Genomic DNA, 23,535 nt, shown 5'->3' on the forward strand with positions numbered 1-23,535 from the left:
TGTGGCCGATTCGGGCAAGATGATCGGCGACGGCGGGCGGTCGGCCGATGCAAGCCCTGGGAGGATGCCAATGGTGTCGAAGAATGTGCGACAGCGCGGGACCGCCGCACTGGGCAGCGGCTGCGCGTTGGCCGCGGCCGCGTTGCTGACATCCGGTCCGGCAGTTGCCGATTCAAGCCCGCCACCACCGCTGCCGGTGTTCACCCCCGGGCCCTCCGACTGGTCGCCGCACTCGGAGATCTGGCCGTACAGCACGTTCACAGAGAAGGTGACGCCGGAGATGGTCAGCGGGATGTCGGATTCCTGTCAGTGGTTCGCCGCGCAGTTCGACCCGCTGATGGGTCAGATCAACGATGTCAACCGCGTTCTCGGCGACAACCACGACGTGTACTCCGGTGTGCAGTCGCAGGTCAACGCGGTGGTCGCCAACATCGACCAGTCGACCGGCTTCTTGGCGCCGCGACTGCAGCCGTTGACCATCCGGAACACTCCGGACAACTTCGGCCCGTACTCGCCGATCTACGGCGGCGAACAGATGACCAGCGTCCTGTTTCAACTCTCGAGCATCGCCGACAGTATGAAACGCAAGGAACCGTCCGGGGTTACGCACGCGCACATCGTTCACGCCGCCGGATGGGGCAACGCGTTACGGGATTCGGGCGCCTGTAATTAACGGGTGCGTCGGCAAGTGGCCGAGGCGTGACCCGACAACTACTATCGGGAGCCCGGGATTACCCGTATGGTGGCCAACCAGAACACGGGATGTGCGGGCCACGGCTTGCCGGTCAGTCCCGACCACCGTCCGGGTCGATCGCTGGTGCAGGGCCAGGTGGCTCTCGGTGACCGATTCCGGGCGGAGATCACAGGGAGAGGATCGTTGAGTTGAAGTCTTCGGCAGATACCGCGGCGGTACGCGCCGGCGATCCAGACGCCAACAACGAGGACGCCGAGACGGCCGAAGTCGCCGAAGACCCGACCGAAGAACCGGACGAACTAACCGAAAATTCGGACGTAACAGTGGAAGACGCGGCGGAGGGCGAGACGCCGACGCGCGACTCCGCCGACGATGACGATGACGATCCCGAGCCGGACGACGAGCCCCAGGAGGGCGACGAGAGCGCCGCCGAAAAATCGGGGAAACCGACGCGGTGGTGGAAGCGGAAGTCGCGGGCGGGGTCCGGTTCCGGCGACGACAGCGGGCGGCGCAACTCGCTGCGGCGGTGGCTCGCTGCGGCGGTGTTGGTCCTCGTCCTGGCCGGCGCCGGCTATGAGGGGTGGTTGCTGTACCAGCAGCACCAGAAAGATGTCGCCGCCGCCCAAGCGCTTGAGGCGGCCCAAAAATTCACCCTGGCGTTGACCACTATTGATCCCAACGCCATCGACAAGAACTTCGCTGAGGTCCTCGACGGGGCGACCGGTGAGTTCAAGGACATGTACACCCAGTCCAGCGAACAGCTCCGTCAGTTGCTCATCGAGAACAAGGCCGTCGCGCACGGCACGGTGATCGAAGCGGCGGTCAAGTCCGCCACCAAGAACAAGGTCGTGGTGATGCTGTTCATCGACCAGTCGGTGAGCAACGCCGCGGCGCCCCAACCGCAGTTGGATCGCAGCCGCATCACGATGACCATGGAGAAGGTCAACGGCCGGTGGCTGGCCAGCAAGCTGGAGATGCCCTGAGGGGTTAGCCCGCGAGCAGACGCAAAAGCCCCCATTTCGGCCCCGAAATGGGGGCTTTTGCGTCTGCTCGCGCTACTTAGTTGAACGCGAGCCAACTCGGCAGGGCGCGCTCGTGGGAGTCGCAGAGCACCTGGCGGGTGTCGCAGGAGCCTTTCGGCGCCCCGGCGCCGGCCCACATCCCGCCGGTATCGCGCCGCAACACGATCGCCGACGATCCGCCGCCGTCCAACAGCAGTGCGGTGTCGCTGCCCAGGCCGCGGAACAGGTCCTGGATGTTGTCCGGGGTGTAACTGCCGCCTTGGAATACGTACATCTCATCCTTGGGCCGCGAGTAGGCCAGCGCGGTGCGGGCCGCGCTGGGACCGCCGTCGTTGAGTTGGCCGGTGTTGCCGGGGGATAGCAGTCCCAGCCCGCTCACCGCGACGAATCGTTGCCCCTTTTCCACCAACCCGGTGACGACCGGGCCGGCGGCGTCGTAGTCGCCGCCGTCGCGTCCGCCGTTGGGCCACAACAGCGACGGGGCACCCGAGGTCGGCAGGATCATCGTCGCCAACGCGCTCCAGTGCTCATTGCCGCCGGAGAGCCCCTGCTTGCCGGCGTACGGGATGGTGCCGGTCAACGGTTGGTTGGCCCGGCCTTGGCCGCGGGTGTTGTCGACGTAGACGCCCAGCGGTGAGCTGCAGCCCGTCGAGCGCCACGAGCCGCCCTGCTGGCCGCGCACGTCGAAGAAGTTGGCGTTGATCGCGATCGTGGGCTGGCCCAGCACTTGCCAGGCCTGCAGCGGGGAATAGGTCTCGGCCGCCTGCCGCAGGCCCTCGCTGGTACGCGCCCCGGGGGTGCGTTCACAGCGGGCCTGGTAGCCGGCGTGGCTGTCGACCAGCAGGTGGGGGGAAAGTCGTTGTGACGCTCCCTTGATGATCATCAGGTGGCCACCGCTGTTGCCGTCGTACCAGTTGCCGGCGGCGTCGAGCATGGGCGCCGGATGGCCACCGCCGAAGTTGTAGACCAGGTAGGAGCCGCGGGTGGTGGCGATCGCGTTGGCCAGCAGCTCGCGCGCGTCGGCGGCGCGGGCCTCGGGCTGCCCGGTGGCGGCCGCCAGCGCCATCCCCAGCGCCACCGCGGCACAGCGGGTTGCTAGGCGCCGAAACGTTGCGGCTCGACTCGACACGGTGGCCCCTTCGGCGCTACTAAGGTCACTCCGACAAACAACACAATAGCCACAACAATCACACTGTCAACATATGTAACGGTTGGGCGTCGGTTTGGCTCCGGGGCAATTACGTTCTGCCCCTTACGGTTTGCGGAGGCCTCCGGCTGTGGTCGAGCGGCGTGGCTTAGCGGATGACGGAATTGCCGCTCCACCCGGGATCGGCGATATCCGATGTCGGCTGCTGCGGGGGCAGCGTCTCACCGCCGGCGGCCACCGCGTCGTCGCTGTCCTCGCCCACGGCGTGGATCCGGTGGTAGCCGCGGCGGTCGTAGCCGCGAGTCACCACCGCGCCCAGCAGCAATCCGATCAGCAGGCCGATCGCCGTCACCGCCAACGCATGCGACAGACCCGAACCGGCCTGCCCATCCAGATACAGCAACGCACGGGCGCCGACGAAGACCTGGTGCATCGGCTCGAATCGGGCCAGCCAGCCAAAGAACGGCGGGGTGGCCTCCAGCGGAATCGTCGCGCCCGCGGAGGGCAAGCCCAAGATCACGAACACCAGCATGCTGACCAGCAGCCCCAGCGAACCCAGCACCGCGATCAACGACGTGGAGGTGATGCCGACGGCGGCGATCGCGAACACCCCGTATCCCCAGAGCGCCCCGCCGTGCGGGATCGGCATACCGAGCCGGTGGGCGATCGCCAGATACACCGCCGAGGTCAGCAGCGCCAGCACAATCATCAAGGCCCACTTGACCAATAGAGTGCGGAATCGGGAGATGCTGACCTGCTCGGCGAACCGGTACACCGGGCCGAATTCGGCCGGTACATAACCGAGCATCGAATCCACCAGCGTGCTGACCACGATGCTGCCGGTAAAACCCGCCAGCAACAGCAGCAGCGCATAGTAGAACGCCGACAGCCCGTTACCGGTGCCGTCCGGCAGCGGATTGTGCACCGTGTTATGGATATTGATCGGGCTGGCGAGCACCATCGACACGGCACCGGCCAGTGGCGCACCCCCGGCGCGCTGCGCCACCTGCGCGGAAAGCCGTTCTCCCGCTTTGGCATCCACCGCACTGATCGCCCGGTTCAGGGTTTGACCGGCGATGGTGGCGCCCAACGACCCGGCGCGCGGGTTGGTCGCGATGGTGATCACCGGGCGGTCGACGCGGCCGGGGCTGATCGCACTCTTGGCGACGTTTTGGAATGTGGCCGAGAAATCCGGCGGGATCGCGACCAGGCCGTAGACCTGCGCGGTGTCCAACTGACGGACGGCGTCCGCGGCGGAAAGCACCCGGACATCGAACTTCTCGGCGTCGAGCGCCGACACCAACCCGTCGACGATTTGCCGCCCGCTGGGCCCGGCGTCCTCGTTGACCACCGCGATCGGGAAATGCCGCAGATTGCTGGTCGGTTTGAGGATGCCGCCCAGATACAACGCGGCCAACGCGGCCAACAGCGCGAGCGCCAGCACGATCGGTGCCGCCCAGAACCGCACCGTTCGTGTCGTGCGGAGACCGGCGGTCGGGGTGAGGGGTGCGTGGCCTGCTGGCACCGCTAGCCGCCCAGCCTCGCGTGCATCTCCCAAACCAGGATCTCCGCGGGGCCCACGGCGCTGACCCGTCGACCGTCGCAGGCAGTGAATCGCACCGCGTCACCTTCGCACAACTCGCCCGCATCCTCCAGGGCCAGTTCGCCCCGGGTGACGAACAGGTGCAGGTACGGGGCCTCCGGCAACGCGACGCCGTCGCCCGCCGACAGCCGGGCGCAGTGCAGCGCGGCCCGTCGGTTGCCGATGGTGATGGCGGCGTCGCGGCCGGGGATGCCCGAGGCGATCGGTACCAGGCCGCCGCCGGCCAGGTCCTGGTCGACCTCGGCGTGCTGATATCCCGGATCGCCGCCGGGCTCGTCGGGCACCACCCACATCTGCACGAAATGCACTGGCTCGTCGGCGGAGTCGTTCTTCTCCGAGTGCAGGATGCCGGTCCCAGCGGACATGCGTTGAGCCAGACCGGGGTAGACGACCCCGGAGTTGCCGAGGGAGTCGCGATGGGTCAGCGCGCCGCGCAACACCCAGGTGACGATCTCCATATCGCGGTGCGGATGGGTGTCAAAGCCGGTGCGTGGCGCCACGATGTCGTCGTTGTTGACCATCAACAGCCCATGGTGGGTGTTGTGCGGGTCGTAGTGGTCGCCGAACGAGAACGAATGCCGCGAGTTCAGCCACGAGGTGGTGGTGGCGGATCGGTCCGCGGCGCGCCGGACGTCGACGGTGCTCATGGCTCTAGGCTAAGCCGAGTCGCACCGCCGCGGAATTACCAGTCGGACTCGTCGAACGTGATGACCCCGCGGATGTTCTTGCCGTCGATCATGTCCTGGTAGCCGTCGTTGATGTCGTCGAGCTTGTAGGTCTTGGTCACCATCTCGTCGACCTTCAGCAGCCCCGACTTGTACAGGCCGACCAGCCGCGGCGTCTCGATGTGCGAGCTGCCGCCACCGAAGATGTTGCCCTTCAACGTCTTCTGCAACATCGTGAACAGGAACAGGTTGAGTTTCACGTCGACGTCGGTCATGGCGCCCATGCCGGTCACCACGCAGGTGCCGGTCTTGGCGGTCAGCGTCATCGCCTCTTCGATCATCTCGCCGCGGATCTCGCCGACCGCGATGATGGTCTTTTGCGCCATGATGCCCCAGGTCAGGTCGATGATTGGCGCGATGGCTTCGGCCATGGACGGGTAGACGTGGGTGGCGCCGAACTTGATGGCCTGCTCGCGTTTGTACTCCACCGGGTCGATCGCGATGACGTGCCGCGCCCCGGACAGCACCGCCCCCTGCAGGGCGCTCATGCCGATACCGCCCACGCCGACGATGATCACGGTCTCGCCGGGCTGCACCTCGGCGACATTGGTGGCCGAACCGAACCCGGTCGGCAGCGCGCAGCCCATGATCGCCGCGGACTCAAACGGGATGTCCGGGTCGATCTTGACCACCGAGTCCTGGTGCACGGTCATGTACGGGGCGAAGGTGCCCAACAGGTTCATCGGCGACACCTCGTGGCTGCCGGCGTGGATCCGGCTGGTGCCGTCGGCGATGGCCTTGCCGCCCAGCAGCATCGCACCGCGATCGCACAGCGACCGGAAGCCCTTCAGGCACGGCGGACAGCCGCCGCAGGCCGGGATGAAGGCCAGGATGACGTGGTCGCCCTCGGCCAGGCCGGTCACGTTCTTGCCGACCTTGGTGATGACGCCGGCGCCCTCGTGGCCGCCCAGCGCCGGCAGCCCGATCGGGGTGGCGCCCGTGGTGAGGTGGTAGTCCGAGTGGCACATGCCCGCGGCATGCATCCGGATCTGAACCTCGCCGTCCACCGGATCGCCCAGGTCGATCTCGTCGACCTTGAACGGCGAGTTCAACTCCCACAGCAATGCGCCCTTGGTCTTCATGACCCGTGATCATAGAACACGTTCCAGAACGGGTGTCAATTAGTGGCACTAGCTGCGGAAATGGTCCGCTAGTTCATCTTGTGCGGAATGCCCACCGACAATCCGCCGTCGACCACCAGGTCGGCGCCGGTCATGTAGCCGGACTCGTCGGAGGCCAGGAACACCACCGTGCTGGACACCTCGGCGGGCTTGGCTCCGCGACCGAGCGGGATCTGCAGCGAGTCGTCGGGGATGGCGATCGTCATGCGGGTCCGGACCAGGCCCGGCAGCACGGTGTTGACGCGGATGCCGTGCGGCGCCAGCTCCACGGCGGCGGCCTTGGCCAGGCCGCGCACCCCCCACTTCGACGCCACGTACCCGTACAGGGCGGGGCTGCCGCGCATCCCCTCCACCGACGAAATGTTAATGATGGATCCGCCCCCGGCGGTCTTCATCGGCGCCACCGCAGCGTGCATCCCCAGGAACGTGCCGGTGAGGTTGACGTCGAGGACCTGCTGCCACTGCTTGAGGTCGAAGTTCTCGATCGTCTGGTACCTGGCGATGCCGGCGTTGTTGACTAACACGTCGAGTTTGCCGAACTGCTCGACGGCGGTGGCGACCGCCGCCGCCCACTGATCTGCTTGGGTGACGTCGAGGTGGACGAAGCGGGCCCGGTCGCCGAGCTCGTCGGCGAGTTTGGTGCCCTCGGCGTCCAGGATGTCGGCGATGACCACCCGGGCGCCCTCGGCGGCCAGCGCCCGGACGTGCGCGGCGCCCATCCCGCGGGCCCCGCCGCTGATCACCGCGACCTTGCCGTCGACTCTGCTCATGCCTTCCTCCGCCGGGTGTGGACTTGACGCACGCTATGCCGGCAGAAGCGTGACACAACCGCACACTCGGCGCTAAAAGCGGGCCGTTGCCGCGGCGAGCGCGGCGTCGAGTTCACCGAGGGTGAGACCCTCGGTGCGGCCCAGGTGAATCTCGATCTGATACTCCGGCTGGCCGTCGTCGCCGAAGATCGGTACCACCACGAACTCGGCGGCCGGCAAGTCGCTTTCCAGCGTGTCGGTGACCGAGCGCAGGGTCACCATCGTCATCAGGGCGCTGAGCTGACGGGTGAGCTGCGCGGTGGGCTCCATCGACGCCAGCACGGTGGCCAGCCGATCATGCAGGCCGGCGTGGGTCTCGTCGAACCGCCACGCCCCGTAGCCGCGGTCGCGGATAGCGGCGAGCACCGCCCGGTGCCGGTCCAGGTCGGCCGTGGTCAGCCGCGGCGTCACCCCGCGCAGCCACGCGTCGACGGCGGCCTCATCGCGCCAGGCCATCGCCACCAGCCCGAACGGGGGGTCGATCGGGAAGCGCTGACCCACGGCGTGCTCGCCCTCGGTGGCGTGGCCCACCGCGTCGACGGTGACCAGGTTGCGGTCGCCGATCTTGGACATCGAGCAGGCCGCGCCCAGGGTGCGGTGCAAGGACAGCAGCGCGTCGCGGCCGCGGTCCAGCAGCGGAAACTGGGTGCGCAGCCCGTGCACCAGCCCGAACAATCCGCTGCCCAGCACGTAGCGGCGGTCGTCGCGGCGGCCCACCCAGCCGGCGTGTTCCAGCTCGGCCAGCAGCAGCGCGCACGTCGACGTGGTGATGCCGCAGCCACGGGCGAGTTCGGCCGAGGTCTGGCCGTGCGGCGCGGCGGCCAGCGCGGTCAACACCGCCACCACGCGCCGCGTCGGCGGGGATTTCACCATTGACGACTCCGGAAGCCCACCCTACGATTCGTCCAAATTATCTCACAGTGTGTCCTAATAATAGGAGTATCGGTGATCAAAGTCGGTGTCTGGGGTCCTGGCTCGATGGGCGTCATCGCGTTGCGCGCGGTGATCGACCACCCGGAGCTGGAGCTGGTCGACCTCGTCGTGCACAGCGACACCAAGGCCGGTCGCGACGCGGGGGAGCTGTGCGGGGCGGACCCGGTGGGCGTGGTCGCGACCCAGGATCCCGCCGCGCTGCTGGCCGGCGACACCGACGCGGTCGTCTATGCCGCGGCCGCCAACCTGCGCCCGCTGGAGGCCGTGCAGGACATGGCGTCGCTCCTGCGCGCCGGCAAGAACGTGGTGTCCTGCTCGGTGGTGCCGCTGGTGTTTCCCGACGCCGTCGACGCCGCGCTCACCGAGCCGCTGCGCGAGGCCGCGCTGACCGGCGGCGCGTCGTTCTTCACCACCGGCATCGATACCGGTTTCGCCAACGATGTGCTGCCCCTGGTGCTTTCCGGTGTCGCGAGGTCGATCACGTCGGTGCGGGTGACCGAGATGTTCAACTACGCCACCTACCCGGATCCGGTCGCGGTCTACGACATCCTCGGCTTTGGCAAGCCGCCCGAGGCCACCCCGATCGCCGCCGCCCCCGGTGTCTTCACCTTCGGGTGGGGGCCGGTGCTGCACCAACTCGCCGCCGGGCTGGGGGTGCGGATCGACGACGTCGAGGAGCGGGTCGAGCGGGTCGCCGCCGACGAGGCGTTCGATACCCCCACCGGGCATATCGACGCCGGGACGATCGCGGCGATGCGCTCGGTGCTGACCGGATACGTCGACGGCACACCGACGTTCGTCGTCGACCACGTCACCCGGATGCGCGACGACATCGCCCCGGACTGGCCGCAACCGCAGATTTCGATTGCGCCGCGCGACCTCGGCTTCGGGGCGGCGTCGGGGCGCGGCGTCTACCGGGTCGAAATCGACGGATCGCCCAGTGTGCGTTGCGAGTTGGAGTTGGCCGATGACCACGATCACGATCTGGGGGCCCGCATCGCCGGGGCGTGCCGGATGGTCAATGCCATCCCGGCGGTGTGCGCCGCGGCGCCCGGGCTGCTGTCGGCGCTGGACCTGCCGCTGGTCACCGGCGCGGGCCTGGTCCGCCCGGTGCCCGGCCCGCCCCCGGACAGCCGGCTGTTCTAAAGCGCGGCGGGCAGGCCGAATTTGGGGAACACCGTGGTGTCCAGGAAGGCCACCACGTGCGATACCCCCTCGGGCCCCATCTCCAGCACCTGCAGTTGGAACGGCAGGTGGATATCCCCGCTGCGCATGTACATCGCCGCCGCGGGCTGGCCGTTGGCGGTCACCGGCAGCAGCCGCATATCCCCGGGCGCCTGGGCGGGGCATTGCTGTTGAATCAGCGTGGCGATCGCCCGCCGGCTCTGATACCAGCCGGTAAACGGCGGCATCTCCCAGATCGCCTCGGCGGTGAACAGCCGCACCAGCGCGTCGATGTCGTAGGCCTGGAACGCGGCGATGTAGCGCGTCAACCGGTCTTGGGCCTCCGGGGAGTCCGGGTGTTGCAGCCGGTCGTCCGGGCTGGGGCCGACGACGTCGAGCTGTGCGCGGGCCCGCTGCAACAGGCTGTTGACCGCGGCGGTGGACGCCCCGATCGCCCCGGCCACCTCGGCGGCCTTCCAGCCCAGGACATCCCGCAGCACCAGCACCGCGCGTTGGCGCGCGGACAGGTGCTGCAGCGCCGCCACGAACGCCAGCCGCACCGACTCCCGGGTGCCCACCACCTCGGACGGGTCGACGGGATCCGGCAGCGGCTCCAACCACGGCACCTCGGTGCGCTGCACCAACTCCGCGGTCGGGTCCGCGCTGGGGGCGCCCAGCCCGGTCGGCAGCGGCCGACGTTGCCGACCCTCCAGCGCGGTCAGGCAGGTGTTGGTGGCGATGCGGTGCAGCCAGGTCCGCAGCGACGACCGGCCCTCGAACCGGTCATAGGCCTTCCACGCCCGCAGCAAGGTCTCCTGCACCAGATCCTCGGCGTCGTGCAGCGACCCGGTCATCCGGTAGCAGTGCGCAAGCAGTTCACGTCGGAACGGTTCGACGCGGGCGGAAAAATCTGTGCCCTGGGCGGCGTCGAGAGATTCGGCCGGCAGGCTCACCCGACCGAGCTTACGCAGAACGGCGACGCGTGGGCGGTTACGCTTCGACCACATGATTACCACCCGGGTCGAACGCAGCTTCGACGGTGTCGGCGGCGTCCGCATCGTCTACGACGTCTGGACCCCCGACACCGCGCCGCGGGCGGTGCTGATCCTCTCGCACGGTTTCGGTGAGCACGCCCGCCGCTACGACCACGTCGCGCAGCGGTTCGGCGCTGCCGGGTTGCTGACCTACGCGCTGGACCACCGCGGCCACGGCCGTTCCGGGGGCAAACGCGTCCGGGTCAGCGACATCTCGGAGTACACCGGTGACTTCCGCACCCTGGTCGGCATCGCCGCCGCCGACCATCCGGGTCTTCCCCGGATCGTCCTCGGGCACAGCATGGGCGGCGCCATCGTGTTCGCCTACGGCGTCGACTACCCGGAGGACTACCAGCTGATGGTGCTGTCCGGCCCGGCGGTGGCGGCCCAGTCCCAGGTGCCGGCGCCGTTGGTGGTGGCCGCCAAGGTCCTCGGGGTGATCGCCCCGGGCCTGCCGGTGCAGCAACTCGATTCGTCGGCGGTGTCGCGCGACCCGGCGGTGGTGGCCGCCTACGACACCGACCCGCTGGTCCATCACGGTAAGGTGCCCGCCGGGGTGGCCCGGGCGCTGGTGCGGGTCGGGGAGGCCATGCCCGGGCGGGCGGCGGCGTTGACCGCGCCGCTGCTGGTGGTGCACGGCGGCGAGGACCGGCTGATCCCGGTGGAGGGCAGCCGCCGGCTGGTCGCCTGCGCGGTGTCCACCGAGGTGCAGCTCAAGATCTATCCGGGGCTGTATCACGAGGTGTTCAACGAGCCGGAGCGCGACCAGGTGCTCGACGACGTCGTGTCCTGGATCGACGCCAGGCTGTGAACTGAGGTCGGCGCGCCGTCGGGGCGGTCGGCTAGCTTGGCCGGTATGCCCGACGACAAGATGCTGGCGCGCATCGCCGCGCTGCTGCGCCAAGCCGAAGGTACCGACAACCTGCACGAGGCCGAGGCCTTCCTGGCGGCCGCGCAGCGGCTCGCCACCGCGACCTCCATCGACCTGGCGGTGGCCCGCGCGCACGGCGCCCAGCGGTCGCCGGCGCAGCGGCCCATCCAGCGCACCATCACCATCGGCGCCGCCGGCAGCAAAGGCCTGCGGACCTATGTGCAGTTGTTCGTGGTGATCGCCGCGGCCAACGACGTGCGCTGCGATGTGGCGTCGAACTCGACCTTCGTCTACGCCTACGGGTTCGCCGAAGATATCGACGCCTCACACGCGCTGTACGCCAGCCTGGTGGTCCAGATGGTGCGGGCCTCCGATGCCTATATCGGCTCCGGTGCGCATCGCCCCACCCCGACGATCACCGCCCGGCTGAACTTCCAGCTGGCGTTCGGTGCGCGGATCGGGCAGCGGCTGGCCGAAGCCCGCGATGAGGCGCAACGCGAAGCCACCCAGGACCGGGGCCGCCCACCTGGGACCGCTGTCGCGCTGCGCGACAAGGAGATCGAGCTGCACGACTATTACCGCAGCGCGTCGAAGGCGCGCGGGACCTGGCGGGCCAGCCGCGCCTCGGCCGGGTATTCCTCGGCGGCACGCCGGGCCGGAGACCGGGCCGGTCGACGGGCACGGCTGGGCCACGACCCGGAGTTGTCGGCGGCGCGCACCGCGTTGGACCGGTGACCGGCCCGGAACGCGACGCGCAGCGCGCCAAGGTCTACGCCGCCGAGGAATTCGTCCGGACCTTGTTCGATCGGGCCGCCGAGCACGGTGCGCCCGTCGTCGAGTTCTTCGGCACCCAGCTGACGTTGCCGCCCGAAGCCCGATTCGGCTCGGTGGCCGCGGTGCAGCGCTACGTCCACGACGTGCTGGCGCTGCCGGCGGTGCGGCAACGCTGGCCAGCGGTGGCGGCGCTGACGGTCCGTGCCCGCCGGGGTGCCACCGCGGCCCACTACGAGCCCCCGGGCGTCATCGCGGTGCCGGATGGACACGGCGCCGGGTGGGCGATGCGCGAACTGGTGGTGCTACACGAAGTCGCGCATCACCTGTGCGACGCGCACCCGGCGCACGGGCCGCAGTTTGTCGCGACGCTGTGCACCTTGGCCGAGTTGGTGATGGGCGCCGAAGTCGGCCACGTGCTGCGGGTGGTGTACGCCAAAGTAGGGGTGTGCTAGCACCCGTGGCCCAGGCTTACCGTCGGGTAAGCCTGGGCGGCTTGGGGTTTGAGCGCGTCAGCTGACGGGGACGAGGTCGGCGCCGCAGGTGCACTGGTAGGCGTCGCTGGACTCGGTGCAGTGGCATTCGACTTCGATGCGGACCCGGCACCCGCAACCTTCATGGGTGCACGTCAACACGGTTCCTTGTTCGTAGCTGCTCATCGGCGGCATCTCCTTGGTCGGCCCCCGGGGGGGATCTGGATATCTCGGGTTGGTTATGGCCGCTGCGGTACAACCAGCTCCGACTGTATACCCCATAGGGGTATGGAGTAAAGCCTTGGATTTAAGCAGTCGCGGGGGATGGGGCGAGGCGTTAGCGTTGACGGCATGACCGAAAAAGCGACCCCCCGTGACGTCGATGCCCTGCTGGACCGCACATTGGTGGGCGACGACCCGGCATTGGCTGAGGCGTTGCGGGCCAGCGCGGCGGCGGGTTTGCCCTCCATCGCGGTTTCGGCGCAGCAGGGCAAGTTCTTGAATCTGCTGGCCACGGCCGTGGGTGCCAAACGCATCCTGGAAGTCGGCACCCTCGGCGGCTACAGCACGATCTGGTTGGCGCGCGCCGTCGGACCGGGGGGCGCCGTAGTGACTCTGGAATACGAACCGAAGCACGCCGAGGTCGCCAAGGCCAATCTGGAGCGGGCGGGGGTGGCCGACCGGGTGCAGGTGCACGTCGGCGCCGCCCTGACCACGCTGCCGACGCTGGACGGCGAGTCCTTCGATCTGGTGTTCATCGACGCCGACAAGGAGAACAACCTGGCCTACCTGCAGTGGGCGGTCCGGTTGAGTCACCCGGGGTCGGTCATCGTGGTGGACAACGTCATTCGCGACGGCGCGGTGCTCGAACCGGCCAGCGACGACCCGACGGCGCGGGCCAGCCACGACACGCTGGTTGCGATGGGGGAGCACCCCCGGCTGCAGGCCGCCACCATTCAGACGGTCGGGGTCAAAGGCTGGGACGGCTTCGCCCTGGCCGTGGTGCAATAAGCCCAGGTCGGCGGCCTCGGGGCCGGTCGATTTTCGTTGCTGGCGGCGAAGCGGCGAGCGTAACCTTGCAGCAGATGGATGGGTGCAGCGAGCACCAATCTGCTTGCTGCGTAACAGAAAGGTTGCGAAATGAGTACAGTCCATTCATCAATTGATCACCACCCGGATTTGTTGGCTCTCCGGGCGAACTACGACCGGGCGGCCGAGTCGATGACCGCCCAGTTCACCTTCGGTTTGACGTTGTTGACCGGCGTGTACGCGGCCCTCTCGCCCTGGATCGTTGGATTCAGCGCCACCAGGGAGCTCGCTCGCAACGATCTGATTGTCGGGATCACGGTCACGGTGCTGGCGTTTTGCTTCGCCTCGGCGCTGGACCGCACCCACGGCATGACCTGGACACTGCCGGTATTCGGTCTCTGGCTCGTCATCTCGCCGTGGGTCCTGTCCGGGGTCTCGCCGACCGCCGGCATGATCTGGTCGAATGTGATCGCGGGCGGCCTGCTCACCGCACTGGGCCTGACCGCGGTGTATTTCGGGACGCGGGCCCGTAGCGAGGTGACCGAGCACGCGTAGCGGGTCACTTGGTCTGGTCAACGGACACACCAGCGCCCAGGGACGACGTTGAGATTGCGTCGAGGGTCGTGGATTTCGAAAAAGCACGACCACCGACGCAATCTCAACGCGCGCGCAGCGCGCCCGCCCGCGGTCTACGTGCAGACCGCGCCGACCGCGGCCGAGCCGACAAGCTTGACGTATTTGGCCAGCACCCCGGTCGTGTAGCGCGGCGGCAGCGGCGTGAAACCGGCGCGGCGCGCGGCGAATTCCGCCTCATCGACCAGCACGTCCAGGGTGCCGTTGGCGACGTCGAGCCGGATCCGGTCGCCGTCGCGCAGGAAGGCGATCGGGCCGCCGTCCACCGCCTCGGGTGCCACGTGCCCGACGCACAACCCGGTGGTGCCCCCGGAGAACCGGCCGTCGGTGAGCAGCAGCACGTCCTTGCCGAGCCCGGCGCCCTTGATGGCGCCGGTGATCGCCAGCATCTCCCGCATCCCGGGCCCGCCCTTGGGGCCCTCGTAGCGGATCACCACCGCGTCACCGGCGGTGATGGTGCCGTCCTCCAGGGCGTCCAGCGCGGCGCGCTCCCGCTCGAAAACCCGTGCCGTCCCCTCGATCACGTCCTTCTCGAAGCCGGCGGACTTGACCACCGCCCCCTCCGGGGCCAGCGAGCCGTGCAGGATGGTGATGCCGCCGGTCGGGTGAATCGGGTCGCTTAGCGCCCGCAGCACCTTGCCGTCGGGATCCGGCGGAGCGATGTGCGCCAGGTTTTCGGCCATGGTCTGCCCGGTCACCGTCAGGCAGTCGCCGTGCAGCAGGCCCGCGTCCAGCAGCGCTTTCATGATCACCGGCACGCCGCCGATCCGGTCGACGTCGAACATGACGTGGCGGCCAAAGGGTTTGACGTCGGCCAGGTGCGGCACCTTGGCGCCGACCCGGCTGAAGTCCGCCAACGACAGCGCCACCCCGGCCTCGTGGGCGATGGCCAGCAGGTGCAGCACCGCGTTGGTGGAGCCGCCGAACGCCATCACCACCGCGATCGCGTTTTCGAAGGCTTCTTTGGTCAGGATGTCGCGGGCGGTGATCCCGCGGCGCAGTAACTCGACGACGGCCCGACCGCTGCGCCGGGCGTAGCCGTCGCGGCGGCGGTCGGTGGCCGGGGGTGCGGCGCTGCCCGGCAGCGACATGCCCAGCGCCTCGGCGGCGCTGGCCATGGTGTTGGCGGTGTACATGCCGCCGCACGCGCCCTCGCCCGGGCAGATGGCCCGCTCGATGGCGTCGACGTCTTCGCGGGGCATCAGCCCGCGGGCGCAGGCCCCGATCGCCTCGAACGCGTCGATGATCGTGACGTCGCGTTCGGTGCCGTCGGACAGTTTCGCCCGGCCGGGCAGGATCGATCCGGCGTAGAGGAACACCGCGGCCAGATCCAGCCGGGCGGCGGCCATCAGCATGCCCGGCAGCGACTTATCGCAGCCGGCCAGTAGCACCGACCCGTCCAGCCGCTCGGCCTGCATCACGGTTTCGACGCTGTCGGCGATCACCTCGCGGCTCACCAGCGAAAAGTGCATGCCCTCGTGGCCCATGGAGATCCCGTCGGACACCGAGATGGTGCCGAACTCCAGCGGATAGCCGCCGGCTTCGAACACTCCCTCCTTGACGGCCTTGGCCAACCGATCCAGCGACAGGTTGCACGGGGTGATCTCGTTCCACGACGAGGCCACCCCGATCTGCGGTTTGGCGAAATCGTCGTCGCCCATCCCGACCGCGCGCAGCATGCCGCGCGCGGCCGCCTTCTCCAGCCCGTCGGTAACGTCGCGGCTGCGGGGTTTGATGTCGACGGTCGATGCGGCCTCGGGAGTCCCAGCTGTCACCGTGCCAGTATGCCTGGGCCGGTTAGCCGGGCAAAACGATTTAGATACCCTACAGGGGTATGCGCTACAGTGGCGTCATGACGTCGATCCTCGCCCGTCTCGCCGCGGTGGCCGTCACCCTGGCCACCGCCGGCGTCGCCGCCTGCGGCACGCCCGCCGAGCACCGGGGCGACGCGACGTCGACGACGGCGGCCTCGTCGGCGCCGGCGCACAACGCCGACGACGTCGCGTTCCTGCAGAAGATGATCCCGCATTACCAGCAGGCGGTGCAGTTGGCGGCGATGGCGCCCACCCGCACCAGCAATGCCCAGCTCACCGCGCTCGCCGCGAACATCTCCGATCAGCAGCCGGCCGTGATCCAAGGTTTCCGGGCGCAGTTGATCCAGTGGGACCTGAACCCGGGCGCGCAGCCGGGTATCCCGATGGACGGCATGGTCGATCCGGGCACCGTGGACAAATTGCAGACCCTGTCCGGCGCGGAGTTCGACACGTTGTGGCTGCAGTCGATGATCGCGCACCATCGCGGCTCCATCACCATGGCGCAAACCGAACTCAGCCACGGCCAAAGCACCGACGTCACCGCGGTGGCGAACGCCATCGTCGCGTCCCAGCAGGCCGAGGTCGATCAGATGAATCAGATGCTGGGAGGGTAGATGACCACCGCACACGGATATTCGCCGCAGAAGGACAACTACGCCAAGCGGCTGCGCCGCATCGAGGGCCAGGTGCGTGGCATCGCCAAGATGATCGAGGAGGACAAGTACTGCATCGACGTCCTCACCCAGATCAGCGCGGCCAACAGCGCATTGCGGTCGGTGGCGCTGAATCTGCTCGACGAGCATCTCGGGCACTGCGTGAGCCACGCGGTCGCCGAGGGCGGCGCCCAAGCCGACGCCAAGCTCGCCGAAGCCTCGGCCGCGATCGCCCGACTTGTCCGGTCCTGAGCGGCGCCGGGCGAGGTAGCCGCTACGGTGGGGGCACGCGTTAGAGGCCACTCAGCGCTGCCCCCACACCATGGCTATTGAAACCGGAAGTGCTCGCAGCGGACCGTGGACACCGCGGGTCGCTGTGCAGTTGACGGTTTTGGCCGCGGCGGCCTTCATCTATGTCACCGCCGAAACGGTGCCGGTGGGCGCCCTGCCGGCGATCGCCCGTGACCTGCACGTCAGCGAGGCCCTGGTCGGCACCCTGCTGGCCTGGTATGCGCTGGTGGCGGCGGTGACCACCATTCCGCTGGTGCGGTGGACCGCGCAGTGGCCGCGACGCCGCACGCTGCTGCTGACGTTGGTGTGCCTGACCGTCTCCCAGGCCATCTCCGCGGCGGCCCTCAACTTCGCGGTGCTCACCGGGGCGCGGGTGCTGTGCGCCATCACCCACGGGCTGATGTGGTCGGTGATCGCGCCGATCGCGGCCCGTTTGGTACCCGCCAGCCACTCCGGGCGGGCCACCACCGCGATCTACGTGGGCACCAGCCTGGCGTTGGTGCTGGGTAATCCGCTGACCGCGGCGATGAGCCTGTTGTGGGGCTGGCGCCTGGCGGTGGTGGGGGTCACCGTGGCCGCCGCGGCGGTCACCGTCGCGGCCTGGCTGGTGCTGCCGGCGATGGTGCTCAGCGCCGAGCAGCGGGCGGCCGTCGGCGGGCGGGCCCGCCATCACCGCAACAACCGGTTGCTCGCGCTGAGCGGGCTGACCCTGACCGCGGTTGCCGGGCACTTCATCTCCTACACCTTCATCGTGGTGATCATTCGGGACGTGGTCGGTGTGCACGGGCCCAACCTGGCCTGGCTGTTGGCCGCGTTCGGCGTCGCCGGCCTGGTGGCGATGCCGCTGGTCGCGCGGCCGCTGGACCGCCAGCCCCAGGCCGCGGTCAATGTGTGCATGGCGGCGTTGATGATGGCGTTCATTGTCTTGACGGTGTTGGCGTTCGGCGCGCGGCATTCGGTGGTCACCGCCCTGATCGGCACCGCCGCCATCGTGCTGTGGGGGGCGATGGCGATGGCGGTCTCGCCGATGCTGCAGTCGGCGGCCATGCGCACCTCACCGGACGACCCGGACGGGGCGTCGGGGCTGTACGTGGCGGCGTTTCAGGTCGGCATCATGGCCGGCTCGCTGCTGGGCGGGCTGTTCTACGAACGCGCCGGCGTACCGGTGATGCTGGCGGCGTCGGCGGTCCTGGTCGGGGCCGCGCTGGCCGGGATGGCGGCGGGCCGGCGGCTGTTCGAAGTTCCCTCGCCCAGTCACCAACCGTAACGTTGGCCACTGTCCGGCGATTAACACAGCAGTTCAGCGGCCTGTACCCGGCGGATTCGCGGTGCCCAGCCACGTCGGGACCGGTAGCTGGGGTGCGTGCTGTGCAACACTGGTTTGAGTTTGTGACTGGAGGTAATCACATGTCGCGATGGACGACGGGTACGTTCACCGCCGCGCTGGGAGCGGTCGGACTGGCCGCCGTGCTCACGCTTGGTGCTGGTCCAGCGTGGGCCGATCCCGACGACGTTCCGCCGCCCCCGGCGGACCCGGCGGCCGTCGACCCGGCACCGGACGACATGCCCCCGCCGCCCGAGCCGCCGGCGCCCCCGCCGGCCGACCCGCTGGCGCCGCCGCCAGCCGATCCATTGGCGGTGCCCCCGCCGGCTGACCCGCTGGCGCCGCCGCCTGCGGCCGCCGCGAGTGGGCCGGTCGCCGGGCAAAACCCGGCGCCGTTCACCGGTGAGCCGCCGTTCCTGCCACCCAGCTTCAACCCCGTCAACGGCTCGATGGTCGGGGTGGCCAAGCCCATCATCATCAATTTCCAGCGGCCGATCGCCGACCAGGCGATGGCCGAACAGGCGATCCACATCTCCTCGGTGCCGCCGGTGCCCGGCAAGTTCTACTGGATGACCCCCACCCAGCTGCGGTGGCGCCCGCTGAACCTGTGGCCCGCCCACACCGCGGTGCACATCGACGCCGCCGGCACCCAGTCGGACTTTCACACCGGGGACGCGCTGGTCGCCACCGCCGACGACGCCACCCACCAGATGACCATCACCCGCAACGGGAAGGTGGAGCAGACCTTCCCCATGTCGATGGGGATGGCCGCCGGTAACCACCAGACCCCCAACGGCACCTACTACGTGCTGGAAAAGATGCCCACGGTGGTGATGGACTCCTCGACTTACGGGGTGCCGGTCAACTCGACCTACGGCTACAAGGTGACGGTCAACGACGCCGTGCGCATCGACAACAGCGGCGGCTTCGTGCACAGCGCGCCGTGGTCGGTGGGCGACCAGGGTAAGCGCAACGTCAGCCACGGCTGCATCAACCTGGCGCCAGCCAACGCGAAGTGGTTCTACGACAACTTCGGCAGCGGGGACCCCGTCGTGGTGAAGAACTCCGTCGGCAGCTACACCAAGAACGACGGCTCCAACGACTGGCAGATTTAACGCCGAGGCCCCCGAGATCGACCACAGCGCGAGAAAACCCGAGAGGACACCGCGCTCACGTCGATCTCGGCGGGTGCACGGTTAGTTCCAGACTCGGCGGTCGCACCGTTAGTTCCAGATGCGGACCCGGCGGTCCGGCTCCAGGTACAGCCCGTCGGCCTCAGCCACCTCGAACGCCTCGTAGAACGCGTCGACGTTGCGGATGACGCCGTTGCAGCGGAACTCCGGCGGTGAGTGCGGGTCGATGGCCAGCCGCCGGATCGCTTCGGCGTCACGGGATTTGGTGCGCCACACCTGCGCCCAACCATAAAAAACGCGCTGTACGCCGGTCAATTCGTCGATCACCGGCGCCTCCCGACCGCCCAACGACAGCTGATAGGCCAGCAGCGCGATCGACAATCCGCCCAGATCACCGATGTTCTCCCCGACGGTGAACGCGCCGTTGACGTGGTGGCCATTGCCGTCGGCCAACGCCCGCGGCACGTAGGCCTCGTACTGCTCGATCAGCGCCTTGGTGCGCGCCCCGAACTCGGTGCGGTCGTCGTCGGTCCACCAGTCGACCAGGTTGCCGTCGCCGTCGTACTTGGCGCCCTGATCGTCGAACCCGTGCCCGATCTCGTGGCCGATCACCGCCCCGATCCCGCCGTAGTTGGCGGCGTCGTCGGCGTCGGCGTCGAAGAACGGCGGCTGCAAAATCGCTGCCGGGAAGACGATTTCGTTCATGCCGGGGTTGTAGTAGGCGTTAACGGTCTGCGGGGTCATGAACCACTCGTCGCGGTCCACCGGGCCGCCCAACTTGGCCAGCTCGCGGTCGTGGTTGACCGCGTAGCCGCGTTGGTAGTTGCCGTACAGGTCGGCGCGGTCGATCCGCAGCGCCGAGTAGTCCCGCCACTTCGTCGGGTAGCCGATCTTGGCGGTGAACTTGTCCAGCTTGGCCAGGGCGCGTTGCCGGGTGGCCGGTGTCATCCAGTCCAGGTCGGTGATGCTGACCCGGTAGGCCTCCCGCAGGTTGTCCACCAACACATCCATCCGGGCCTTGGCCTCGGGTGGGAAATGCCGCTCGACATACAGCTTGCCCAGCGCGTCACCCATCAGGCCCTCGACCAGCCCGACGCCGCGTTTCCAGCGATCGCGGATCTGTTCGGCGCCGGTCAGGGTTCGACCGTAAAACGCGAAGTCCTCGGCGACCAGCGCCTCGGTCAATAGTGCCGCGCGGGAGTGGATCACCCGCCAGCGCACCCAGCGCTTCCAGTCCGCCAGGTCTTCCCCGGACCACAGCGCGGCGAACGCGGTCAGGTAGTCGGGTTGGCGCACCACCAGTTCGGGGGCCGCGTCCGGGCTGGTGCCCAGCGCGGTCACCCACCCGGCCCAGTCGAATCCGGGGGCCTGCGCCGGCAGGTCGGCGAAGGTGCGCAGGTTGTAGCCGAGTTCGGCGTCGCGGCGCTTGACCACGTCCCAGTGGGCGGCGGCCAGTTTGGTCTCCAGCGCGACGATCCGGGCGGCGGTGTCGGCGTGGTCGTCGGCGCCACCGCCGTAGACCAGGGCGAACATCGCCGCGATGTGGTTCGGGTAGGCGGCCAGCACCTCGGCGTGCTGCGGCTCGCGGTAGTAGGACTCGTCGGGTAACCCGAGCCCGGACTGGGTCAGATGCACCAGGTAGCGCGACGAATTCTTCGAGTCGGTGTCGATGTAGAGCCCGGCCCCGCCGCCCACCCCGGTGCGTTGCAGGCCGCCCAGCGCCGCCGCCAACTCCTCCGGAGTCGCCGCGGCGTCGATCGCGGCCAACTCGTCGAGCAACGGCTGCACGCCGCGGTTTTCCACCGCCTGCTCGTCGGCGAAGCTGCCATACAGGTCGCCGATGCGCTGCCGGTCGGTGCCGGCGGCGGCACCGGATTCCGCGGCCTCGGTGATCAGGTCGCGCACCTGGATCTCGGCGCGGTCGAACAACGTGCGGAACGCGCCGTCGGTCGCCCGGTCGGCGGGGATGACGTAGTCGGCCAGCCAGCGGCCGTTGACATGACCGAACAGGTCGTCTTGGGGACGGGCATCGGCGTCGACGTAGCTCAGGTCGATCCCCGAGCGCAAGGCTTGTGGCGTCACGCTCCCATCCTTACCACGGCGGGGCACTGATGCGCCGGGCTCGGCAGGTACCCTCCAGCCATGTCCGACCCGGAGCCGAGCGCGTCAGCCGACACCGATCCCGACGACGACGCATCCTCGGACGGTCGGGTGTTCTCCGGGTACGGCGTCGCGTCGGCGGCGCTGGGTGTGCTGTCGGTCGCCGCGCTGGCGCTGGGTTTGCTGCTTTGGTCGGTCCATCGCGACAACGTGGGTGAGCGCGACCACCAAACCCGGGTGCTGGCGGCCGCGGTCGAGTGGACCGGGGTGCTGATCAACATGAACATCGACACCGTCGACGCCGACCTGCGGCGGCTGCACGAGGGCACCGTCGGCCAGCTCAATGTGGAGTTCGTCTCGGCGATGCAGTCCTATCGCCAAGTCGTGCAGAAGCTCAAGCCGCACAGCGTTGGGCAGGTCGAGTCGGTGGCGATCGAATCGGTGCACCACGACCCCGATGCGCGGCCGGCTGCCCGGCCGCGCGATGACCCGCTGCCCGAAGTGGCCAGCCGGGTCGACACCGTGCTGCTGGTGGCCACCTCGGTCGCCGAGAACGTCAGCGGCAAGCCGCAGACGGTGCACTGGAATCTGCGCCTGGACGTCGCCGACGTCGACGGCAAGCTGCTGATATCGCGGCTGGGGTCCATCCGATGAGAAACCTCTGGCGGGTGGTGGCGTTCGACATCGCCGCCCCGCTGGCCGCGGTGGCCGCGCTGTTGGCGATCGGGGTGGTGCTCGGCTGGCCGTGGTGGTGGGTGTCGGCGTGCTCGGTGCTGGTGCTGCTGGTGCTCGAGGCGGTGGCGATCAACTTCTGGCTGCTGCGCCGCGACTCGGTGACCGTCGGCACCGACGACGACGGGCCGGGCCTGCGGCTGGCCGTGGTGGCGCTGTGCACGGCGGCGCTGGTCGCCGCGGTGGTGGTCGGGTACGAGCGCTGGACCGAACCGGACCGCGAGTTCACCCGCGATGCGGCGCAGGTGGTGCAGATCGCTACCACGATGGCCGAAGCGACCGCGACGTTTACCCCGCAGAACCCGACCGGCGCCGCCGAGAAGGCTGCGGCGCTGATGGTGCCGGAGCGGGCCGGGGCATTCAAACAGAACGTCGCCCAGTCCTCCGCCGATCTGGCGCACCGCAACGTGACGGCGCAGGCGCTGACGCTGTCGGCCGGTGTCGAGGCGTTGGGGCCGTCGATGGGCACCGTGACCACCGTGCTGCGCGTCACCCAGAACGCCCCGGGCCAGCCGCCCGATCAGGCGGTCGTGGCGCTGCGGGTGGCGTTGACCAAGCGCGACGGGCAGTGGCTGGTGCTCGATGTGTCGCCGATCAACCAGCGTTGAGGCTGCCGCCCAACAGGTACATACGCTAGGGTTGGTACATGTCCATGAAGCGGACCAACGTGTATGCGGATGAAGCAGACCTGGCCTTGATCAAGGAAGCGGCCGCGCGTCGTGGTGTTCCCGAAGCGGAGATACTGCGCGAGGGCATCCGGCTTGCCGCCCTCGGCGCCCGGGTGTGGGACGAGCCGCTGGTCCGCGACGACGAAACCGTCGACTTGGGCGGGCCGCTGACCAGCGACGACGTCCACACTGCACTTGGGCGGGCGGCCCAATCGAAAGGGGAGCGTACCGAGGCGTATCGGTGATCGCGATCGCCGATACCTCGGGGCTCTTGGCCCTTTTCAACCGCGCCGACCCCGAGCACACCCAGACGGTTGCCGCGGCCGACGCCTGCGGTCTGCTGGTCGTGAGCCCACTGGCCCTCGTTGAGGCCCATCAGGTCGCCAGCATCCGCGCCGATCGGCGCGCCGCCGATGCCATCCTGGGCACCGTTGTCGCTCGCGCCGAATCGAGTCGCGTCGCGATCGTCGAGACGACTCCGCGACTGCTGCGCAACACATTGGCGGTCCGCCGCCGGTACGTCGAGTTGGATCTGGATCTAGCTGACGCCGCCGCCGTCGTGCTGGCCGCCGAATACCGTACCGACGTGGTGTTAACGCTGGACCGCCGCGACTTTCGCGCCATCCGGCCGTTGACTGGCCACGGCGCCTTCCGGCTCCTGCCCGACGATCTCTGATCGGCGAACGTGCGCAGAACCGGAAATTTGCCCGGTGTGGCGGCCGGGGACACCTTCGTAAGGGGTTTTTGTCAAGGGGTTGGGGGGCTGTGCCCCGGTCCTCGTCTCTACGTAG

At 68.9% G+C, this 23,535-nt stretch carries 26 protein-coding genes; 16 read left to right on the forward strand and 10 right to left on the reverse strand.

Annotated elements, in window-relative coordinates; genetic code table 11:
• The first annotated feature begins 70 nt into the window (after positions 1 to 70).
• Together ACAG26_RS18130 and ACAG26_RS18135 are read left to right on the forward strand one after the other, a co-directional pair.
• Positions 71 to 673, forward strand: coding sequence for a hypothetical protein (locus ACAG26_RS18130; RefSeq protein ID WP_370484453.1), 603 nt, complete (start codon positions 71 to 73; stop codon positions 671 to 673).
• 344 nt (positions 674 to 1,017) lie between these two features.
• Complete coding sequence (locus ACAG26_RS18135) at positions 1,018 to 1,677, forward strand: Mce protein (protein ID WP_370484489.1); 660 nt, start codon at positions 1,018 to 1,020, stop codon at positions 1,675 to 1,677.
• A 76-nt stretch (positions 1,678 to 1,753) separates the two neighbouring features.
• On the opposite strand, the gene ACAG26_RS18140 is transcribed toward ACAG26_RS18135, so the two are convergent.
• The 6 genes from ACAG26_RS18140 to ACAG26_RS18165 form a co-directional block, all read right to left on the reverse strand.
• Positions 1,754 to 2,782: a phosphodiester glycosidase family protein gene (locus ACAG26_RS18140; RefSeq protein ID WP_370484490.1), complete on the reverse strand. Its 1,029-nt coding sequence runs from the start codon at positions 2,780 to 2,782 to the stop codon at positions 1,754 to 1,756.
• Between the two features lie 229 nt (positions 2,783 to 3,011).
• Complete coding sequence (locus ACAG26_RS18145) at positions 3,012 to 4,388, reverse strand: DUF3533 domain-containing protein (protein ID WP_370484454.1); 1,377 nt, start codon at positions 4,386 to 4,388, stop codon at positions 3,012 to 3,014.
• Between the two features lie 2 nt (positions 4,389 to 4,390).
• Entirely contained in the window at positions 4,391 to 5,113 is a 723-nt protein-coding gene (locus ACAG26_RS18150) for a pirin family protein (RefSeq protein WP_370484455.1), read from the reverse strand.
• A 35-nt stretch (positions 5,114 to 5,148) separates the two neighbouring features.
• Entirely contained in the window at positions 5,149 to 6,273 is a 1,125-nt protein-coding gene (locus ACAG26_RS18155) for an NDMA-dependent alcohol dehydrogenase (protein WP_370484456.1), read from the reverse strand.
• Positions 6,274 to 6,341: 68 nt separating this feature from the next.
• The gene (locus ACAG26_RS18160) at positions 6,342 to 7,082 is read right to left on the reverse strand and encodes a glucose 1-dehydrogenase (protein WP_370484457.1); all 741 of its coding nucleotides are present in this window, start codon (positions 7,080 to 7,082) and stop codon (positions 6,342 to 6,344) included.
• Positions 7,083 to 7,154: 72 nt separating this feature from the next.
• Entirely contained in the window at positions 7,155 to 7,994 is an 840-nt protein-coding gene (locus ACAG26_RS18165; protein WP_370484458.1) for a MarR family transcriptional regulator, read from the reverse strand.
• Between the two features lie 72 nt (positions 7,995 to 8,066).
• On the opposite strand from ACAG26_RS18165, the gene ACAG26_RS18170 reads away from it, so the two are divergent.
• Positions 8,067 to 9,200, forward strand: coding sequence for a dihydrodipicolinate reductase (locus ACAG26_RS18170; protein WP_370484459.1), 1,134 nt, complete (start codon positions 8,067 to 8,069; stop codon positions 9,198 to 9,200).
• Here the strand turns inward: ACAG26_RS18170 and ACAG26_RS18175 are convergent.
• Positions 9,197 to 10,276, reverse strand: a complete 1,080-nt coding sequence (locus ACAG26_RS18175; RefSeq protein WP_370484460.1) for a sigma-70 family RNA polymerase sigma factor — start codon at positions 10,274 to 10,276, stop codon at positions 9,197 to 9,199. The two genes, ACAG26_RS18170 and ACAG26_RS18175, sit on opposite strands and share 4 nt — an antisense overlap.
• Here ACAG26_RS18175 and ACAG26_RS18180 point away from each other — a divergent pair.
• The 3 genes from ACAG26_RS18180 to ACAG26_RS18190 are packed head-to-tail and all read left to right on the forward strand — an operon-like array spanning position 10,224 to position 12,349.
• Positions 10,224 to 11,063: a lysophospholipase gene (locus tag ACAG26_RS18180; RefSeq protein ID WP_370484461.1), complete on the forward strand. Its 840-nt coding sequence runs from the start codon at positions 10,224 to 10,226 to the stop codon at positions 11,061 to 11,063. The genes ACAG26_RS18175 and ACAG26_RS18180 overlap by 53 nt on opposite strands.
• Before the next feature lie 45 nt (positions 11,064 to 11,108).
• A complete protein-coding gene (locus tag ACAG26_RS18185) occupies positions 11,109 to 11,858 on the forward strand; it encodes a DUF2786 domain-containing protein (RefSeq protein WP_370484462.1) in 750 nt (249 codons plus the stop codon).
• A complete protein-coding gene (locus ACAG26_RS18190; RefSeq protein ID WP_370484463.1) occupies positions 11,855 to 12,349 on the forward strand; it encodes a TIGR04338 family metallohydrolase in 495 nt (164 codons plus the stop codon). The genes ACAG26_RS18185 and ACAG26_RS18190 overlap by 4 nt, the downstream gene beginning before the upstream one ends.
• A 57-nt stretch (positions 12,350 to 12,406) precedes the next feature.
• On the opposite strand, the gene ACAG26_RS18195 is transcribed toward ACAG26_RS18190, so the two are convergent.
• A complete protein-coding gene (locus ACAG26_RS18195) occupies positions 12,407 to 12,562 on the reverse strand; it encodes a metallothionein (RefSeq protein WP_370484464.1) in 156 nt (51 codons plus the stop codon).
• 156 nt (positions 12,563 to 12,718) lie between these two features.
• On the opposite strand from ACAG26_RS18195, the gene ACAG26_RS18200 reads away from it, so the two are divergent.
• Both ACAG26_RS18200 and ACAG26_RS18205 read left to right on the forward strand, forming a co-directional pair.
• Positions 12,719 to 13,378 carry an O-methyltransferase gene (locus ACAG26_RS18200; protein WP_370484465.1) on the forward strand — a complete coding sequence of 220 codons (660 nt, stop codon included), beginning with the start codon at positions 12,719 to 12,721 and terminating at the stop codon, positions 13,376 to 13,378.
• Positions 13,379 to 13,507: 129 nt separating this feature from the next.
• A complete protein-coding gene (locus ACAG26_RS18205; RefSeq protein ID WP_370484466.1) occupies positions 13,508 to 13,951 on the forward strand; it encodes an SPW repeat protein in 444 nt (147 codons plus the stop codon).
• Positions 13,952 to 14,085: 134 nt separating this feature from the next.
• Here the strand turns inward: ACAG26_RS18205 and ilvD are convergent, their stop codons facing one another.
• On the reverse strand, positions 14,086 to 15,804 hold the full coding sequence (gene ilvD / locus ACAG26_RS18210) for a dihydroxy-acid dehydratase (RefSeq protein ID WP_370484467.1): 1,719 nt from the start codon (positions 15,802 to 15,804) through the stop codon (positions 14,086 to 14,088).
• A 77-nt stretch (positions 15,805 to 15,881) separates the two neighbouring features.
• Between ilvD and ACAG26_RS18215 the strand changes: the two genes are divergently transcribed.
• From ACAG26_RS18215 to ACAG26_RS18230, 4 genes are all read left to right on the forward strand, one after another.
• Positions 15,882 to 16,457, forward strand: coding sequence for a DUF305 domain-containing protein (locus ACAG26_RS18215; protein ID WP_370484468.1), 576 nt, complete (start codon positions 15,882 to 15,884; stop codon positions 16,455 to 16,457).
• Entirely contained in the window at positions 16,458 to 16,748 is a 291-nt protein-coding gene (locus ACAG26_RS18220) for a metal-sensitive transcriptional regulator (protein ID WP_370484469.1), read from the forward strand.
• A gap of 70 nt (positions 16,749 to 16,818) precedes the next feature.
• Positions 16,819 to 18,054, forward strand: coding sequence for an MFS transporter (locus ACAG26_RS18225; RefSeq protein WP_370484470.1), 1,236 nt, complete (start codon positions 16,819 to 16,821; stop codon positions 18,052 to 18,054).
• Between the two features lie 140 nt (positions 18,055 to 18,194).
• Positions 18,195 to 19,226 (forward strand): L,D-transpeptidase family protein, encoded by a 1,032-nt coding sequence (locus tag ACAG26_RS18230; RefSeq protein ID WP_370484471.1) that lies wholly within the window; start codon positions 18,195 to 18,197, stop codon positions 19,224 to 19,226.
• Positions 19,227 to 19,334: 108 nt separating this feature from the next.
• Here the strand turns inward: ACAG26_RS18230 and ACAG26_RS18235 are convergent, their stop codons facing one another.
• Positions 19,335 to 21,326 carry a M13 family metallopeptidase gene (locus ACAG26_RS18235; RefSeq protein ID WP_370484472.1) on the reverse strand — a complete coding sequence of 664 codons (1,992 nt, stop codon included), beginning with the start codon at positions 21,324 to 21,326 and terminating at the stop codon, positions 19,335 to 19,337.
• A gap of 60 nt (positions 21,327 to 21,386) precedes the next feature.
• On the opposite strand from ACAG26_RS18235, the gene ACAG26_RS18240 reads away from it, so the two are divergent.
• From ACAG26_RS18240 to ACAG26_RS18255, 4 genes are read left to right on the forward strand one after another with little or no spacing between them, the layout of a single operon-like run.
• The gene (locus ACAG26_RS18240; RefSeq protein WP_370484473.1) at positions 21,387 to 21,998 is read left to right on the forward strand and encodes a hypothetical protein; all 612 of its coding nucleotides are present in this window, start codon (positions 21,387 to 21,389) and stop codon (positions 21,996 to 21,998) included.
• On the forward strand, positions 21,995 to 22,684 hold the full coding sequence (locus tag ACAG26_RS18245) for a hypothetical protein (RefSeq protein WP_370484474.1): 690 nt from the start codon (positions 21,995 to 21,997) through the stop codon (positions 22,682 to 22,684). The genes ACAG26_RS18240 and ACAG26_RS18245 overlap by 4 nt, the downstream gene beginning before the upstream one ends.
• Positions 22,685 to 22,722: 38 nt before the next feature.
• Positions 22,723 to 22,989 carry a CopG family transcriptional regulator gene (locus tag ACAG26_RS18250; RefSeq protein WP_370484475.1) on the forward strand — a complete coding sequence of 89 codons (267 nt, stop codon included), beginning with the start codon at positions 22,723 to 22,725 and terminating at the stop codon, positions 22,987 to 22,989.
• On the forward strand, positions 22,986 to 23,420 hold the full coding sequence (locus ACAG26_RS18255) for a VapC toxin family PIN domain ribonuclease (RefSeq protein WP_370484476.1): 435 nt from the start codon (positions 22,986 to 22,988) through the stop codon (positions 23,418 to 23,420). Before ACAG26_RS18250 ends, ACAG26_RS18255 begins: the two co-directional genes overlap by 4 nt.
• The last annotated feature ends 115 nt before the right edge of the window (positions 23,421 to 23,535 follow it).

The sequence above is a fragment of the Mycobacterium sp. pUA109 genome, from assembly GCF_041287095.1.
GTDB lineage: Bacteria > Actinomycetota > Actinomycetes > Mycobacteriales > Mycobacteriaceae > Mycobacterium.

Coding starts and splice junctions, on each gene's coding strand:
- ACAG26_RS18130 (WP_370484453.1), top strand. CDS start 71: ATGGTGTCGAAGAATGTGCGACAGCGCGGGACCGCCGCACTGGGCAGC.
- ACAG26_RS18140 (WP_370484490.1), bottom strand. CDS start 2,782: ATGGCGCTGGCGGCCGCCACCGGGCAGCCCGAGGCCCGCGCCGCCGAC.
- ACAG26_RS18150 (WP_370484455.1), bottom strand. CDS start 5,113: ATGAGCACCGTCGACGTCCGGCGCGCCGCGGACCGATCCGCCACCACC.
- ACAG26_RS18155 (WP_370484456.1), bottom strand. CDS start 6,273: ATGAAGACCAAGGGCGCATTGCTGTGGGAGTTGAACTCGCCGTTCAAG.
- ACAG26_RS18160 (WP_370484457.1), bottom strand. CDS start 7,082: ATGAGCAGAGTCGACGGCAAGGTCGCGGTGATCAGCGGCGGGGCCCGC.
- ACAG26_RS18165 (WP_370484458.1), bottom strand. CDS start 7,994: ATGGTGAAATCCCCGCCGACGCGGCGCGTGGTGGCGGTGTTGACCGCG.
- ACAG26_RS18180 (WP_370484461.1), top strand. CDS start 10,224: ATGATTACCACCCGGGTCGAACGCAGCTTCGACGGTGTCGGCGGCGTC.
- ACAG26_RS18175 (WP_370484460.1), bottom strand. CDS start 10,276: ATGCGGACGCCGCCGACACCGTCGAAGCTGCGTTCGACCCGGGTGGTA.
- ACAG26_RS18185 (WP_370484462.1), top strand. CDS start 11,109: ATGCCCGACGACAAGATGCTGGCGCGCATCGCCGCGCTGCTGCGCCAA.
- ACAG26_RS18195 (WP_370484464.1), bottom strand. CDS start 12,562: ATGCCGCCGATGAGCAGCTACGAACAAGGAACCGTGTTGACGTGCACC.
- ACAG26_RS18200 (WP_370484465.1), top strand. CDS start 12,719: ATGACCGAAAAAGCGACCCCCCGTGACGTCGATGCCCTGCTGGACCGC.
- ACAG26_RS18205 (WP_370484466.1), top strand. CDS start 13,508: ATGAGTACAGTCCATTCATCAATTGATCACCACCCGGATTTGTTGGCT.
- ACAG26_RS18215 (WP_370484468.1), top strand. CDS start 15,882: ATGACGTCGATCCTCGCCCGTCTCGCCGCGGTGGCCGTCACCCTGGCC.
- ACAG26_RS18220 (WP_370484469.1), top strand. CDS start 16,458: ATGACCACCGCACACGGATATTCGCCGCAGAAGGACAACTACGCCAAG.
- ACAG26_RS18225 (WP_370484470.1), top strand. CDS start 16,819: ATGGCTATTGAAACCGGAAGTGCTCGCAGCGGACCGTGGACACCGCGG.
- ACAG26_RS18230 (WP_370484471.1), top strand. CDS start 18,195: ATGTCGCGATGGACGACGGGTACGTTCACCGCCGCGCTGGGAGCGGTC.
- ACAG26_RS18240 (WP_370484473.1), top strand. CDS start 21,387: ATGTCCGACCCGGAGCCGAGCGCGTCAGCCGACACCGATCCCGACGAC.
- ACAG26_RS18245 (WP_370484474.1), top strand. CDS start 21,995: ATGAGAAACCTCTGGCGGGTGGTGGCGTTCGACATCGCCGCCCCGCTG.
- ACAG26_RS18250 (WP_370484475.1), top strand. CDS start 22,723: ATGTCCATGAAGCGGACCAACGTGTATGCGGATGAAGCAGACCTGGCC.